This is a genomic window from Symploca atlantica LB2515, from assembly GCF_052546295.1.
In genome coordinates, this window is the sequence record NZ_JBQWMT010000001.1 from 2,978,132 (window position 1) to 2,993,897 (window position 15,766).

Consider the following 15,766-nt stretch of genomic DNA (forward strand, 5'->3'; position numbering starts at 1 on the left):
TAGGTTTTTGTAAAGGTTTCTAAATGTCTATTGATTTTCTGGTGGAAAAATGATGTTAAACCAGTTTTCTGGAATCTCTTGATAGTGTTCTAAGAGCAAATCTGCCAGTTTTAGCTTAAGGCAGGGATAAGTACCGGGACGGCGATAGTTATCGCCTCTGGCAAACCAACGGGTTACTGTGCCGATAGTGCAGTGGCAAATGGCGGCTAGTTGTTCATAATTTACGTCCCATTTAGAGCGAAAGAGTCGGGGGGAAATGCCTAGTTGAACCTGACAGAGGCGGTTGATTAACTCTTGTTCACGCTGTTCTAAAGGACGGGGATTATTCATGAGTTCCTCTCTTCTAGGGGTGTGAGGTCTTGTTCCCAAGCGGTATCAGCACTACAAAAACGGCGGCTGTAGGAGTCGGAATCGAGAAAAATTAGGTATTTCCATGCCCACTGATTTTGGTGGTGAGCAAACAGATAAAAGCGCCCAATGATGACACCTGTATCGATGTTGTCTGTGTCTGATAGAGATTTCCACTCGACGCGATCGCCATACAGAAATTTGGGCATTGCTGCGCCATCTGGAAAGTCAGCGGGAAGCCTGACCGATGGCGGTAGTTCATCCAGACTGATTAGAGGCAAGTTGAGACTCACGATTAGAGGAGAATTAAGTCCATCTTCTTGTCAAAGTAGCATATCAGCTACTAATAAGCTACATATAAGCTAAAAATCTTCAAAGGAGAGAGGCTCAAGTGTACGATCAAGGCGGTTTGGATGAAATGGAACTTGTGAGCAAAAGAGTTTTTCTAACTCTGCCTGATTTGGTTTATGAAAAGTTGGAGCGGTGGGCGAATTACCAAGGAAGACCCGTCGCCAATTTGGCTGCCTACATTGTGGAGAAGGCTATGGAGGAAGCAGAGGCAGAGGGTAAGATTCCGCCACCACCAAAAAAGGAACCTCCAAGCGAGAAAGGTTAGGGTGTGTTTTCTCGCCCCGGAACTCCCCCTCGCATTTCCCGTTTTAAGGGGAACTTTGACTGGATTATTCTCCCCTTTTCAACTTTTAACTACCCTGACTAAAGTTTTCATAGACGATTAGATGTTCGAGCAAACTTTTAAAAATATTGATGACGTTCTCTGGAAAGAGGCGGGCTGCACCACAGAGCTAGATTATACGGAGCAAACGTCTTGGCTGCTGTTTTTGAAGTATTTGGATGATTTGGAGCAGGAAAGGGCACTAGAGGCGGAACTGGTTGGGAAATCTTATGAATTTATTATTGATGAGGCGCATCGCTGGTCATCTTGGGCAGCTCCAAAAAAGGCGGATGGTACGGTAGATCATGATAATGCCCTGATTGGCGATGATTTGATTGATTATGTCAACCGCCAGCTATTTCCCTATTTACAGGGATTTAAGCAGAGGGCTACTAGTCCAGACACCATCGAATACAAGATTGGGGAAATTTTTGGCGAGATTAAGAATCGGTTTCAAAGCGGCTACAGCTTGCGGGATGCTTTGGAATATGTGGATGAGCTACGGTTTAGATCGCAACAGGAAAAACACGAGCTATCCCATCTTTATGAAGCCAAAATCAAAAACATGGGCAATGCGGGGCGCAATGGTGGGGAATATTACACGCCACGTCCCTTGATTCGAGCCATGATTCAGGTGGTGAAGCCCAAGATTGGCGATCGCATTTATGATGGTGCTTGTGGTTCGGCAGGGTTTTTGTGCGAGAGTTACGACTATTTACGTCGGGGTTTCGACTTCGCTCAACCGAGCGGGAAGTTGACGACAAAAGAGCTGGAGATTCTTCAGAAACATACCTTTACGGGTAAGGAAAAGAAGAGTCTGGCGTATGTGATAGCCATCATGAATATGATTTTGCATGGCATTGATGCGCCGAATATTATCCACACGAACACGCTGACAGAAAATCTCAGTGATATTCAAGACAAGAATCGTTTTGATGTCATCTTGGCTAATCCGCCATTTGGGGGGAAGGAACGCAAGGAAGTACAGCAAAATTTCCCGATTAAGACTGGGGAAACAGCGTTTCTGTTTTTGCAGCACTTCATCAAAATGCTGAGAGTCGGCGGTAGAGCCGGAGTGGTAATCAAAAATACGTTCCTGTCAAATTCTGATAATGCTTCGCGGGCTTTGCGCCAAGAGCTTTTGAGTAGTTGCAATCTGCACACGATTTTGGATTGTCCAAGTGGGACTTTTATCGGGGCGGGAGTGAAAACGGTGGTGCTGTTTTTTGAGAAACGTCCTCTGAGCGAAGCCGAAGAGGGCTTTCCCTTCGACTTCGCTCAGGGAACGGGAATGCCTTTATTTTCTCAGGGAAACCCTTTAACTGAGGGGATGGCAACTCAGAAAATTTGGTATTACCAACTCGATCCAGGGCGTAGCTTGGGGAAAACGAATGCGCTGAATGATGATGACTTGCGCGAGTTTGTAGAGTTACAGGCTACGTTTGCCGAGTCGGAACACTTCGACTTCGCTCAGTGTAAAAACGCTTGGCTGGTGGATATTGCTGATGTTGATCGAGAGACGTTCGATTTGTCGGTGAAGAATCCGAATAAGGCTGAGGAATCTACGTTACGAGAACCACAGGAAATTTTAGATGAAATTGCTGCGTTAGATGCGGAGAGCGCTGAGATTTTGGCAGGAATTGGGGGAATGTTATAAGAAGCTGGTTTCGACTTCGCTCAACCAGCAAAGAAGATGAGGGCTGAGCGAAGTCGAAGCCCGATCTCTAGTAAACGAGAGACAGTTAACCATGCCATATATGTATATTCTGGAATGTGCTGATGGCTCCTTCTATACGGGAAGTACAAAGGATTTGCCGCGTCGTTTGTGGCAGCATGAAAATGGGCTGGGGGCTAATCATACACAAAAACGACTGCCTGTAAAGTTAGTTTATGCGGAGTATTTTGATCATGTAGCGGATGCTTTTTATCGGGAAAAGCAGGTTCAGGGTTGGAGTCGAAGGAAAAAAATTGCTCTGATGGAGAGTAACTGGGATCGGCTTCATGTTTTGGCGGAGTGTCAGAATGATTCACATTATAAAAATGCTGGTTTCGGCTTACCTCGGCTGCGCTCGGCACAAGTCGCTCAACCAGCAAATGAAGTTGAACCAGCAGAGGATTAGAGGAATGATGATAATTAGGGGATGGTATGCAGTTGACAATTGATAATAAACAGTTGCCAGTGGGATGGAAAATCAAAAAGCTCGTGGAAGTCACTGACTTAATAACCTGTGGCGTAGCTAAAAGACCAAACTACGTTGATAAAGGCATTCCTTTTTTATCTGCCAAGAACGTAAAAAATGGGCAAGTTATTTGGGAGAAATATAAATATATTTCTGAAGAAACACACAGGGAACTAACGAAAAATAATAAGCCAAGCAAGGGAGATATTTTATACACTAGAGTTGGAAGCTTTGGAGAAGCTGCGATTATTGATGATGATAATGAATTTAGTATATTTGTGAGTTTGACTTTAATAAAAACTAAAGCAGAAATTATTAATTCGTTCTTAAAACATTACTTAAATTCACATTCAGTTAAAATTCTTGCAAAGAATAGCATCAGTGGCTCTGGAGTTGGCAACTTAAATGTTGGCACTGTTCGTAACTTTCTTGTTCCTCTTCCCCCACTTCCTGAACAAAAGCGGATTGTGGCGATTTTGGATGAGGCGTTTGAGGGGATTGATAGAGCGATCGCAAACACCGAAAAGAACCTCGCCAACTCCCGCGAACTATTTGAAAGCTATCTAAACGCCATCTTCACCCAGAAAGGCGACGGGTGGAAAAAGAAAACACTTCAGGAAATTTCAATTAAATTTACTAGGGGTAAATCAAAGCATAGACCTAGAGGTGACAAGAAACTATATGGGGGAAAATACCCCTTAATACAAACTGGTGACATCAGCAATGCCAAGCATCGAATAACTACTTATTCTCAAACTTATAATGAATTAGGGCTGGCACAGAGTGAAATTTGGCCTCAAGGAACAGTCTGCATTGCGATTGTTGGAGCTAACGTTGCTGAGACAGCTATTCTCGATTTTGATGCCTGCTTCCCAGATAGCGTTATTGGCATTGTCGTAAATGAGGAAGTTGCAGATAGTGATTATGTAGAGTATCTTCTCCAATCTTTTAAAACAGAGCTAAAAGAAAAGGGTAAGGGAACTGCGCGAGATAATATTAACCTTGGCACATTTGCTAATGAGAGATTTCCATTCCCTGATGTGAAAACACAAAAAATAATTGCTTGTCAATTAAAAGAATTATCATTTGAAACCCAACGCCTCGAAACCATCTACCGCCGAAAACTCGCCGCCCTCAACGAACTCAAACAATCCATCCTGCAAAAAGCCTTCACTGGTGAACTCACCGCAGATACCCCAAAAACTGCTAAACAGGAAATTGCAGCATGAGTGATGACCTGACACAACCAAACGATCTATTATTTCAAGAAATCCGTCAACTGATTGACACTGCCAAACAACGCGCCGCCGTTGCCATCAATGCAGAAATAACTTTGTTATATTGGCAAGTTGGTAAACGCATCCAAACCGAAGTTTTACAAGGTCAACGGGCTGAATATGGCAAACAAATCATTGTTTCTTTATCTCAGCAGCTAACCCAAACCTATGGTAAAGGCTGGGGTGAAAGACAACTGCGACATTGCCTCCAGTTTGCCGAAACATTTCCAAATATCGAGATTGTGAACACACTGTGTTCCAAATTGAGTTGGTCACATCTGCGAATTTTAACAGCAATAGACGATCCCCTAAAACGAGAATTTTATATTGAAATTGCCCAACTGGAACGATGGAGCGTCCGCCAACTGCAAGAACGTATTAACTCTATGCTATTTGAGCGCACTGCCCTATCCCGCAAACCCGAAGAAACCATCCGCCATGATTTAGAGCAACTGCGCCAATCTCAACAGGTATCACCCGATATTTTACTAAAAGACCCTTATATTTTAGATTTTCTGGAATTGAGCGATCGCTATCTCGAAAAAGACCTCGAAGATGCAATCCTGCGAGAAATTGAGCAATTTTTACTAGAACTCGGTGCAGGCTTTACCTTCATCGCCCGTCAAAAACGCCTGCAAATCGACAACGATGATTTTTATATTGACCTGCTATTTTATAACCGCAAACTCAAACGCCTTGTAGCTATTGACCTCAAACTAGGTAGCTTCCACCCCGAATACAAAAGCCAAATGGAACTTTACCTGCGCTGGCTTGCCAAATACGACCAAGAGCCTGACGAACAGCCACCACTAGGAATTATTTTATGTGCAGGTAAAAAGCAAGAGCAAATTGAATTATTAGAACTAGATAAAAGCGGTATTCACGTTGCCGAATACCTCACCGTATTACCACCTAAAGAATTGTTACAGGCTAAACTGCAAGAAGCGATCGCATCTGCCCGCCGCCGACTGCCATATTCCAGAGATGAGCCATAATGAATGAAGCGGAAACCAGAGCCGAATTTATTGATGAATAAACACCAATCAACTGAGAATTTGATTTATGCTGATTGATAAAATTATCCAAGAACTGCGAGACATTCCCGAAGATAAATTAGCAGAAATTTATGATATAATTCACTACTTTCGCATCGGCTTAGAAAGAGAGTTATCTGCTGAGGAAACACCCACTGAAATTGTGATTGAAGGTATTCATCAAGGCATCAGAGAAGCATTAAGTGGGCAAACTATACCTCTTTCAGAAATGTGGGAAGGTATTGATGCAGAGTGAACCATTTATGGTGAGCGCAGCCGAACCATCACCGATCCAAATTGCTCTTACTCCTCGGTTTAAAAGAGATCTACGAGAACTGGCTAAACGCTATCGTTCAATTCGTAGCGATATCCAACCCTTAATTGAGCAACTTCAAGCCGGTGAACTCCCTGGAGATAGAATTACTGGAGTTAAATATCAGGTTTTCAAAGTTCGTCTTAAAAATAGCAACATTCAAAAAGGAAAAAGTGGAGGCTATCGAGTCATTTATTATGTGAAGACTGAGCAATCAATTATCCTCGCTACCATTTATTCTAAATCCGATATTTCTGATGTGAGTAATGAAGTCATTGAAGAAGCGATCGCCCAATATGAACAAGAAATTCAAACAGAAGACAACCCAAGCTAACACTACAAATTAAGTTAAATTTCCTGAACTACCCTCAATCGTCAACTTTCCCATGAACGAAGCCGAAACCTCTAGGTTGAGCGAAGCCGATACCCGCGCTGAACTCATTGACCCCGCACTCAAAGCCGCAGGGTGGGGAATCATTGAAAATAGCCGTATTCGCCGCGAAGTTATCGCCCCTGGTCGCTTAATTGGCAACGGTAGACGTGCTCAAGCAGACATCGCCGATTATGTGCTAGTTTATCGCGGTGAAAAACTCGCCGTCATCGAAGCCAAAAAACGCGACTCACCCGACACCGAAGGGTTAGGACAAGCCAAAAAATACGCCGAAAAATTAGAGACTCGATTTGCCTACTCTACCAATGGCATCGGCATCTACCAAGTCGATATGCACACCGGGGCAGAAGGCTACATCAACCAATACCCCACCCCCGAACAACTGTGGGAAGCCACCTTTAGCCAAGATAACCAGTGGCGCGATTCTCTTTCAGAGACACTTCGTGAACGCTTTGCTGCTATCCCCTTTGAAGACAGAAGCGGTACATGGGAAGCCCGTTATTACCAACACAATGCCATTAAGCACGTCCTAGAAGCAATTTGCCAAGGAAGAAACCGGATTCTATTAACGATGGCTACTGGCACAGGTAAAACCTTCATCGCCTTCCAACTCGCCTGGAAACTCTTTCAAAGCCGTTGGAACATCAGCCGAAAACCCACCCGTCGCCCTCGAATTTTGTTTCTAGCCGATCGCAATATCTTAGCCAACCAAGCCTATAACTCCTTCTCTGCCTTCCCTGACGATGCCCTCGTCCGTATTGACCCCGAAGCTATCAAAAAACGGGGCCGAGTCCCAAAAAATGGCAGTATCTTTTTTACTATTTTCCAAACCTTCATGACTGGAAAAGATGAAGAAGGTAATCCCACCCCTAAATTCAGTGACTATCCCCCCGACTTCTTCGACTTCATCATCATTGATGAATGTCACCGAGGCGGAGCGAGTGACGAAAGCACCTGGCGGGGTATTTTAGAATACTTCTCCCCAGCCGTACAACTGGGACTAACTGCCACCCCCAAACGTGCCAACAACGCCGATACCTACGCCTATTTTGGTGAGCCAGTCTATACCTACGCCCTCAAAGACGGCATCAACGATGGATTTCTGACTCCCTTTAAAGTCAGACAAATCGAAACAACCCTGGATGAATATATTTACAGCTCCGACGATGAATTACTCGAAGGTGAAGTAGACGAAGCGAGAACCTACACCGAAGCTGACTTCAACCGCATCATCGAAATTGCAGATCGGGAACGCTATCGGGTGCAACTGTTCATGGAAGAGATAAACCAGAATCAAAAAACTCTGGTGTTTTGCGCTAACCAAGACCATGCTCTGGCGGTGCGGAATTTAATCAACCAAATGAAGATTAGCACTAATCCTAATTACTGTGTCCGCGTCACTGCCAATGATGGGAAACTCGGCGAACAGCACCTCAGCACCTTTCAAGACAACGAGAAAGCTATCCCTACCATTCTCACTACCTCCCAAAAGCTATCCACTGGGGTTGATGCTCGAAACGTTCGTAACATCGTCCTCATGCGTCCCATCAACACGATGATTGAATTTAAGCAGATTATCGGTAGAGGGACTCGCCTATTTGAGGGAAAAGACTACTTCACCATCTATGATTTTGTCAAAGCCTACGAACACTTTAACGACCCGGAATGGGACGGCGAACCCCAAGAACCCGTGCGCGTCACCTCTCAACGGACTCGTCAGCCAGGAGATAGAGACAACAATCCTACAAACACCAGCAATCTGAACGAAGGGAATGAAGGCACAGCCCCACCCCTTCGCCCCCAAGTTATCAAAATCAAGCTAGCTGATGGTAAAGAACGCACCCTTCAGCATCAGAGTTCTACTACTTTCTGGAGTCCAGACGGTAAACCCATGAATGCGGCTGAATTTGTGGAACGTCTGTTTGGCGATATTCCTGAATTATTCAGAGATGAAGACGCATTAAGGGAACTCTGGAGCCGTCCTGATACCCGTAAAGCCCTATTAGAAGGACTGGCAGAGAGGGGCTACGGGGAGGAACAACTCACAGAAATCAGCCGCCTCATTGAGGCTAAAGAAAGCGATTTATATGATGTGCTAGCTTATATCGCCTATGCCACTCCACCCATAAGCCGCCGAGAGCGTGTCCTGGCTCACAAGTCGTTAATCTTCTCGCGGTATACCGACAAACAGCAAGAATTTCTGGACTTTGTGCTGGAACAATACATCCGAGCAGGGGTAGGAGAACTCGATCGCACTAAATTACCTCAACTGTTGGAGTTAAAATATCACACGGTTCGGGATGCTGTTGAGGAACTAGGAAGCGTCGCCAACATCCGTGAAGTATTTATCGAATTTCAGCAGTATTTATATTTCCAGGAAAGAGCGGCGTAATCAGAACACTCCTACTACTGCAAATCTCTAGGCATACCAAAATGCAAGCTGAGCGATCGCCTCAGCTTCTCAGGATAACGAGATACTCGCTTCAAACGAAAGCGGGTCTCGGTTGAGCTGAGCAAAGTTTGATTCTTCGTTTTTGCCCCATATATAGTACATTTGTTCTTTTTTCTAGGATTTTCTCGCTATAGCTAGCGTTTTTCCTCCCAATCCCTGTTGCGGAGAATAAAATGTTGTTAAGCCTTGGGGAAAATCGTTAACCCCTGGGGTTAACGATTTTGATAGAAGCTAGTAAAATGGATATTGTATTTAAAAACAACAGATTAAAAGAAGAGTGCAATAACCTGAAGCTTCTAGAGAAAAAACACGGTCAAAAAAGGGCTAAACGCATTCGGCGACGGCTCGATGACCTCCGTGCAGCCGATGTACTTGAAGAGATGCGATCACTTCCAGGGCGATGTCATGAATTACTTCATAACCGTTCGGGACAGTTATCGCTGGATTTGGATCACCCCTATCGGCTTATATTGGAGCCAGCCGATGAGCCAATCCCAACTAAATCAGATGGGGGCATCGACTGGACTAAAGTAACTGCTGTTAGGATTCTCGGCGTGGAGGATACTCATGAGTAACGTGATTCAAAATCAATACACGCCAGACTATGTTTCCCCCCCTGGTGAGACCCTTGAGGAAATCCTTGAGGAGCGTGAGATGTCTCAGGCTGAACTGGCAGAACGGATGGGGAGACCCAAAAAGACAATTAGCGAAATTATCAATGGAAAGGCAGCAATTACCCCAGAGACAGCATTACAGCTAGAAAGAGTTTTAGGCATCCCAGCCAGTTTTTGGAACAATCGCGAACGAGACTATCGGGAGGCATTAGCGCAGCAAGAAGAGCAAGCGCGTCTGTCCGAGCAAGTCGCGTGGCTTGAGCAAATACCTGTGAAGGACATGATCAAGCAGAAATGGATTCAGTTCTATCAGGATCAGGTTGAGCAGCTACGGGAAGTGCTAAATTTTTTCGCCGTCGCCTCCCCTGAACAATGGAAAGAGTTCTGGGGTGGCGGCATTCATGTCAACTTTCGGAAGTCTCCTGCGTTTCAAAGTGACCCTGGTGCGGTTGCCGCTTGGCTGCGTCGCGGGGAAATTGAAGCTTCTGAAATTGAGTGTGCTGCCTACGATACCAACAAATTTAAGGAGACACTGCAACAGATTCGTGATCTAACTGTTGAACCGCCAGAGATTTTTCAGCCGGAAGTAGTGCGGTTGTGTGCTGCGGCTGGTGTGGCCGTTGTCTTTGTGCCTCAACTCCCTAAGACACGGACTTGTGGAGCTACCCGCTGGTTAACTTCCCACAAAGCGTTAATTCAACTTAGCCTACGTTACAAAACAGATGACCACTTGTGGTTTGCCTTTTTCCATGAGGCGGGTCACATTCTGCTGCATGGCAAGCGCGATGTCTTTCTGGAGGGGAAAAACGTTCAGGGTGCTGACGACCAAGACAAGGAAGAAGAAGCAAACAAATTCGCAGCAGACATACTGATTCCCCCTGACCAGTTGAAGCGATTCCTGGCATCGGGTCAACATCGTAGTAAAGCGGGTATCCGCCATTTTGCATCAGAAATCGGGATTGCACCGGGGATTGTAGTGGGGAGGCTTCAGCATGATGGACACTTACCGCCCAGCCATTGTAATGAACTGAAGTGCCGATTGGAGTGGGTGTCTGATGAGTGAAAAAGCTAACTCTTCGAGTTCAATAAAGTGAAATTGGTGTCTAACGGTTAGACACTGACATGATTGAGGAGAGCGAGAGCTTATCAACCAGGTTTCTGACGCCTCGCCATCGTCGCAAACGGCAAAAGACAACGAGGACACTCCCCTTTTTCCCACAACGCCGGAATCGGAAACGGTGTCTCACAGTTCGTGCATTTGAGTAATAGGCGTAAGTTGTGGCGATCGCACTTATAAACCTCCTTAAACTGCCACTCAATCCGATGACAAGGAGACTCCCCATAACAAGCCCCACATAAGCGAATCGGTTTTAGCTTCATCGTCACCCCTTTAGGTGGAAGCATCTGAACCAACCTATCTACATCCAGCATCACCACATCCGCCAATGCCTCCAACTCCTGCCGAGAAGGAAAAGGATTAAAGTAGAACTTCTCCCACCGTGCCACAACTGCCCCAATTCCTGCCACTTGCCCCAAACCACTAGGGGCAGAAAATTTATTACCCTTTGCTCGTCGAAAACGACCTAAAAAATGGCTAATACTTTCCCCCTCATAAGGCTCAATCCGATTCAGCCATAGCCCATTTTCCCTATCTTCCATTACCGCACCGATTTAGCAATCTCCTTAAGTACCTCTTGATTGACCTGCTTATATCCCTTGAGTAAGGAACGAATTGCCGCCTTACGCAGAATCATATCCAGCCGACCAATCAATCTATGAGTCACCTTCTTTAAAATTTTCAGGTTTTCCCCCTTTGCCAAATTCGATGCCTCTGGCAACCTGAGAACATCCCGCTCCCAAATTTGCACGGCTTCCTTAAATTCCTTATCTTCTAACTTATCTAGCTCATAACATTCTAAAAACCGATTTTCTACCTGCTCATCCCGCTTAACAACCGCCCTTAGACGAGTAGTAGTTCCCACCAAAAGCACAGCAATATTTAACTCATCATGGTCATAAATATGCCGAACATCGGAAAACGTCTCTAGCTTCAGGTGATTTGCTTCATCAATAATCAACATTTCTACCTGAAACATTTCCAACGTATCCAGGGTTCGCTCACGCAAATCCGTAATCGTTCCCTTAGTCGCTCGATGTCCGATTGCCTTCAAAATTTTGATGAAAAAATCCCTCGAACCACACCCCTTGGGAACCTGGATATAAACAACAGGTTGGCTCCGTTTGCCCTTGCCTTGATGCAACTTATTACACCGTGCCGCAAAAGCTTTAGAAGTGACAGTCTTACCACTACGAGAATCTCCCACCAACAAACCCGTCATCCTGGAGATAAATAACTCATACATCCAGCAATGGCACAACTTCACCCGCTCCAGTTCTAAAAAAGGCTGACGACTCAAACGCTCAATTTCCGCCTGAATCTCTGGTGTCGGCGTTTCAATTGAACCAAAATGCTGGGCAATTGCTTGTACCTGTTCGCTGTTTTGCACTACTCATCCTCAAATAGTTCATCCATGTATTGAACTTCATACCGTGCTGGTTCAGACTCACTTTCCCCCATCGACTCCATTTCCTCTGGTTCAGGAACTGCAAATTTTTCAGCAACCGACTGCACCGGATTAACTCGTTCCTGCTCAACTTGGCGACGCTGCTGACGATTAGCTTTAGCCATCTCCTCAACCAAAGCTTCCCGCTCTAACATTGCCTCCAAAATCGAGTCATTATTAATGGCTTCGGCTGCATCCTTGAGTTTTTTATTAATTGTCTTGAGTTCTCTTAAGGAAAGTCTTTCCGTCTCCAACTCCTGAGCATGAGCATAATCGAGAAACTCTTCAGTACCATCGGCTTTGCGTTCATAAACCAAAAGAGTTGTGATATCATCCGGGTCGTATCTGAGTGCAACAACTTCTCCAGCTCGACCCCTGAGATGTTCTGCTCGATAGGTTAAATTTTCAAACTGGATACAGCCGTATTTTTGCACCGTGCGCCGTGCTTCTTTCATCAAGCAAATCGCTAAATCCAGCTTGTTGTAGAGATATGGCTCTACCATTAATCCAGCTTCCCATCGCCCGATCCGACTCTGGTTTTTCATCCTGGCATCGGTATGTTGATTGTATTCGTCAACGATGTAGCGCACTAAAACCATTTCCAAATCCTGGAGGGTGAGGCAAGCATCTTTTTCTACTGTTTTTGGTCGTTCCTGCAAATTCGACCCCGTATATCCCGGTAAAAGTCGCAAAACTTGGTCATTGAGTGTCCTAAAAAAGCGCTCGACAATTCCACCATCAGAAGGGCGTCGTCTCAAATAGCAGCTAAATCCCAACTCAACAGCAATCTGTTCTAATAAATGAGTAGAACGGAAATCTTTCCCGCCATCGGTGTAGAAATAGACAGGTTTACCATAGCTCCCCCACTCGTTACGGAGCTGATATTGAGAACCGTAAGACTTGGGCAAAATGGCATGATGTAAAGCTAAAGCTACCACCTGGGAACTGGGTGCATCGAATCCCAAACGAAATCCCATCAGGCAGCGGGAGTAAGAATCAATAATAACTGTCAGCCAAGGACGTGCTAAAGTGCCGTACTCATCTGCCAGCATCACATCTAATCTAGTATGGTCGCACTGCCAAACATCATTACTACCCTCGATTTGCAACTCTTGACCATCACGAGTAACGTGAGTCAGTCGTGAACCTAAGTAACCTGGACTGCGTGCCTTCTGTTTTCTTTCTTTTTCCTCAATATATTTATCCAGGATGCGGTAAACCGTTTGGTGACTCGGATAGTCCTGTTTTGGTAAATTAAGTTGCCTTGCTCTCCCCTTGACCCGATTAAATACTTGTAAGCGAGTCATGCGCTTACTACCCTGATTCCCCTGCTGGTAAGTCTCAATAATAAACTGTTGCCAATCGTCGCTAATACGGCGTTTTCCCTTGTCAGAGCGGGTTTTAGTTAATGCAACTAGTCCTTGTTCCTGGTATTTTTTGAGTAACCGCTCAATGCTACGCAGTGTTACACCCAGTTTTTCGGCAGCTTCTCTCTTTCTAGTACTGTAGGTTTGGCGATCGCACGGGGACGTAAGGCTCTCAATTACCTCCATCTTGAGCCTGACTTCATCCGTAATGAGTTCATCACCAGGAAGCCGATATTTTGGGGCGCAGTTATCTTCAGTTGAACTGACATCTTCCTGAGAGGGAAAAAATTCTCGTGAGTTTTGGGACATTCTTCACCTATCCCTTGTCAGTGAGGGATAAATAAGTGTGAACTGATAGATTATTATAGTATTGTCTGCTTCAGCATACGACACCTAATTTGTTAAAGTTAATAACGAGGTGAGTAATGGATTTTGCTGATAAGCGACGTATAAAGAGTTAAATAATTAGCCTTGCGACTCATAAAGTGTTAAAGACGAGTAATTGGTTGAGTTGACTAAAAATCTTGAAACCCTCGCTATTCGATAATTTATGCATGTTTGCATTGCGACATCAATTTGTTAAGTGCGACGTTTATTTTGTTAATGTACAATTAAATTTGTCTAATAACACTTTATTTATCGCCGTTAGCACTTCAGTGATTAGTGTTGTCATCAACAAAAAAGACACGAACAACACTAAACAATAGAAGCGATCGCCAAGACGATCCGAAGAGTTACCTACAGGATATTTCAGGTTTATAAAGTACAGTATATCCAAGCAAAATCCCCGACTTCTTGGAGAAGTCGGGGATCTCCGTAAATCACTCACCTTAAAAGCGCTGTACCTAAATAAACCAAAGATGACTAAGAAATTTAGTAGAGTAAAAACATGGGAATGCCTTGTGAAGTTAACAGCATCTTAAAACTAAAGTCCTCTCAAGGGTATCCAGAAAAGCTCCACCTAGGTTTGCAGTATCAAGCATCTAAAGAAGGCTACAGAATTGTACCAGTAGATGTTCCTATTCCTTTGGTAGATGAAGACTGGTTTGCCCACGCAGATGTTGTTATTAGTAAATTGACTTGGGAAAATAATCAAACACTTCTCATTTTTGAAATAAAAAGGGTATATGACATACCTTTTTCAGTTAAGTGATTGGGGAGGCATGTAAAATCATGACTTTGCAGAGTCGGCTGGCTAGGGGACTGCAACTTGAAATAAAATATTTTCAAAGAAAATTTAGAATCTTTAAGCTTTCTCTCCTAATTATATCTTTTATGCAGTTTGTTGTCATTAGCTTTGGAGATGTCCAAAGTTTTTTCTTAAGCAAGAATAGCTTAATACCTAATGATTGGCATTTTTTTAAAAATCCAACTACTGTCAAGCTTATCTCTATTATTTTTGTTGTAGCCGTATATTTATTTACCTGGCTTCTTGATAGTATTGAACAGTCCCAAGAAATTGGTGAATTGGAATCGGCGGTTAAAACTTATGTGCTTCCTTGGACAGAGAATAAATTAAAAAGTCTTATTAATAGAAATCTTAGGCAGAAGTACAGTCTTAGTGATAATATTCGTGCTTCTATTTTCCTTCCTGTTAGAATAGGCTTTTTTCAATGGCGTCTACAGATGGTTTGCCGAACTGAGAATATAAAAGAAAAAGAATTAGATGCTCTATTTGCTTTCAATGAAGGAGTTCTAGGCTATACTTTTGCAAGGGTCAAAAAGTATCATGTAGAGTTTGTCGATGTATCTACTCCGCAGAACATTCCTAGTACATATGTTCCTCTGAGCCAAGATAATAGAAACCTCATTGAGCAAGAAATTAAAGCTGTTACAGTACTAGCCTTTTCTCAAGGAAATTCTATTATTGGCTTGCTGGCAATCGACACAACTGATGACCTAGACTTTCAAGCGCTACAAAATCGAGGACTTCATAGTGAGGCCCTTAATTGGATGCGTTATAGAAAGCAGGAAATAGAGCTACTTTGGAGAATGATGAATAATGTCTGAAAACCTAGCAAAAGAACAGGGAAAAGAAATAGAACAACCAGCAGATAAAGAATTTGAATTAGTAGAAATTCAGGATAATGGAAGCTCAAAAACTTTTGTTTATCGAGACCATAATGAAGAAGATAAACCTGAAAAATTGTGGAGAAAACTGCTAGGAAAAAATAGAAAAGGTCAAGGCTAAACTTCGCGGGTAAATTTTATGACTATAAAGACTGTTTTTGACTATCAACTATTAGTTTTCAACGAGAACGCGAGAGTCCCCACCTTCAGTAGCCGGATTTTCGCAGCCGTCAGGCGAGAATAAACGGCTACAAGGTGGGGAGGGATAGCGGGACGGCGTAGGGACGAAGCCGTCCACATTATGCTTGCATACACAAACCATTATTTCAGTAACTTCACTTTGCTAGGTGTAAATTGACCGATTCTCTTCTACTAGTAGTCGTAAACCGATACATTCTTGGACTTATCTGTGTTGGTAAATCCACCAATGTATCCCAGGTATGTTTCCTTAGATTTATCAGCTTTAACTAAGTCTCCAACCCT

The 15,766-nt window shown here is 43.9% G+C and carries 18 protein-coding genes; 13 read left to right on the plus strand and 5 right to left on the minus strand.

The window, feature by feature from the left end; translation table 11 throughout:
- Positions 1-27: 27 nt before the first annotated feature.
- Both ACT7WV_RS12345 and ACT7WV_RS12350 read right to left on the minus strand, forming a co-directional pair.
- Positions 28-330, minus strand: a complete 303-nt coding sequence (locus tag ACT7WV_RS12345; RefSeq protein WP_445103176.1) for a helix-turn-helix domain-containing protein — start codon at positions 328-330, stop codon at positions 28-30.
- A complete protein-coding gene (locus ACT7WV_RS12350; RefSeq protein ID WP_445103177.1) occupies positions 327-641 on the minus strand; it encodes a hypothetical protein in 315 nt (104 codons plus the stop codon). The genes ACT7WV_RS12345 and ACT7WV_RS12350 overlap by 4 nt, the downstream gene beginning before the upstream one ends.
- Positions 642-739: 98 nt before the next feature.
- On the opposite strand from ACT7WV_RS12350, the gene ACT7WV_RS12355 reads away from it, so the two are divergent.
- From ACT7WV_RS12355 to ACT7WV_RS12400, 10 genes are all read left to right on the plus strand, one after another.
- A complete protein-coding gene (locus tag ACT7WV_RS12355) occupies positions 740-964 on the plus strand; it encodes a ribbon-helix-helix domain-containing protein (RefSeq protein ID WP_445103178.1) in 225 nt (74 codons plus the stop codon).
- Between the two features lie 121 nt (positions 965-1,085).
- Positions 1,086-2,678 (plus strand): class I SAM-dependent DNA methyltransferase, encoded by a 1,593-nt coding sequence (locus ACT7WV_RS12360; RefSeq protein ID WP_445103179.1) that lies wholly within the window; start codon positions 1,086-1,088, stop codon positions 2,676-2,678.
- A 91-nt stretch (positions 2,679-2,769) separates the two neighbouring features.
- A complete protein-coding gene (locus ACT7WV_RS12365; RefSeq protein WP_445103180.1) occupies positions 2,770-3,141 on the plus strand; it encodes a GIY-YIG nuclease family protein in 372 nt (123 codons plus the stop codon).
- Positions 3,142-3,167: 26 nt separating this feature from the next.
- Positions 3,168-4,430 (plus strand): restriction endonuclease subunit S, encoded by a 1,263-nt coding sequence (locus tag ACT7WV_RS12370; protein WP_445103181.1) that lies wholly within the window; start codon positions 3,168-3,170, stop codon positions 4,428-4,430.
- Positions 4,427-5,473, plus strand: a complete 1,047-nt coding sequence (locus ACT7WV_RS12375; protein ID WP_445103182.1) for a PDDEXK nuclease domain-containing protein — start codon at positions 4,427-4,429, stop codon at positions 5,471-5,473. Before ACT7WV_RS12370 ends, ACT7WV_RS12375 begins: the two co-directional genes overlap by 4 nt.
- A 67-nt stretch (positions 5,474-5,540) precedes the next feature.
- Positions 5,541-5,768, plus strand: coding sequence for a hypothetical protein (locus tag ACT7WV_RS12380; RefSeq protein ID WP_445103183.1), 228 nt, complete (start codon positions 5,541-5,543; stop codon positions 5,766-5,768).
- Positions 5,758-6,159: a type II toxin-antitoxin system RelE family toxin gene (locus ACT7WV_RS12385; RefSeq protein ID WP_445103184.1), complete on the plus strand. Its 402-nt coding sequence runs from the start codon at positions 5,758-5,760 to the stop codon at positions 6,157-6,159. The genes ACT7WV_RS12380 and ACT7WV_RS12385 overlap by 11 nt, the downstream gene beginning before the upstream one ends.
- Before the next feature lie 76 nt (positions 6,160-6,235).
- Complete coding sequence (hsdR, locus tag ACT7WV_RS12390) at positions 6,236-8,608, plus strand: EcoAI/FtnUII family type I restriction enzme subunit R (RefSeq protein WP_445105636.1); 2,373 nt, start codon at positions 6,236-6,238, stop codon at positions 8,606-8,608.
- Between the two features lie 299 nt (positions 8,609-8,907).
- The gene (locus tag ACT7WV_RS12395; RefSeq protein ID WP_445103185.1) at positions 8,908-9,243 is read left to right on the plus strand and encodes a hypothetical protein; all 336 of its coding nucleotides are present in this window, start codon (positions 8,908-8,910) and stop codon (positions 9,241-9,243) included.
- Positions 9,236-10,345 (plus strand): HigA family addiction module antitoxin, encoded by a 1,110-nt coding sequence (locus ACT7WV_RS12400; protein ID WP_445103186.1) that lies wholly within the window; start codon positions 9,236-9,238, stop codon positions 10,343-10,345. The genes ACT7WV_RS12395 and ACT7WV_RS12400 overlap by 8 nt, the downstream gene beginning before the upstream one ends.
- Positions 10,346-10,428: 83 nt before the next feature.
- Here the strand turns inward: ACT7WV_RS12400 and ACT7WV_RS12405 are convergent, their stop codons facing one another.
- Genes ACT7WV_RS12405 through ACT7WV_RS12415 form a run of 3 tightly spaced genes read right to left on the minus strand, consistent with a single transcriptional unit; the run spans position 10,429 to position 13,522 of the window.
- Entirely contained in the window at positions 10,429-10,941 is a 513-nt protein-coding gene (locus ACT7WV_RS12405; protein WP_445103187.1) for a TniQ family protein, read from the minus strand.
- Complete coding sequence (locus ACT7WV_RS12410; RefSeq protein ID WP_445103188.1) at positions 10,941-11,789, minus strand: TniB family NTP-binding protein; 849 nt, start codon at positions 11,787-11,789, stop codon at positions 10,941-10,943. Before ACT7WV_RS12410 ends, ACT7WV_RS12405 begins: the two co-directional genes overlap by 1 nt.
- On the minus strand, positions 11,789-13,522 hold the full coding sequence (locus ACT7WV_RS12415; RefSeq protein ID WP_445103189.1) for a Mu transposase C-terminal domain-containing protein: 1,734 nt from the start codon (positions 13,520-13,522) through the stop codon (positions 11,789-11,791). Before ACT7WV_RS12415 ends, ACT7WV_RS12410 begins: the two co-directional genes overlap by 1 nt.
- A gap of 580 nt (positions 13,523-14,102) precedes the next feature.
- On the opposite strand from ACT7WV_RS12415, the gene ACT7WV_RS12420 reads away from it, so the two are divergent.
- From ACT7WV_RS12420 to ACT7WV_RS12430, 3 genes are read left to right on the plus strand one after another with little or no spacing between them, the layout of a single operon-like run.
- Complete coding sequence (locus ACT7WV_RS12420) at positions 14,103-14,366, plus strand: DUF2584 family protein (RefSeq protein ID WP_445103190.1); 264 nt, start codon at positions 14,103-14,105, stop codon at positions 14,364-14,366.
- 20 nt (positions 14,367-14,386) lie between these two features.
- Positions 14,387-15,223 (plus strand): hypothetical protein, encoded by an 837-nt coding sequence (locus ACT7WV_RS12425; protein WP_445103191.1) that lies wholly within the window; start codon positions 14,387-14,389, stop codon positions 15,221-15,223.
- Entirely contained in the window at positions 15,216-15,404 is a 189-nt protein-coding gene (locus tag ACT7WV_RS12430; RefSeq protein ID WP_445103192.1) for a hypothetical protein, read from the plus strand. Before ACT7WV_RS12425 ends, ACT7WV_RS12430 begins: the two co-directional genes overlap by 8 nt.
- Positions 15,405-15,766: the final 362 nt, after the last annotated feature.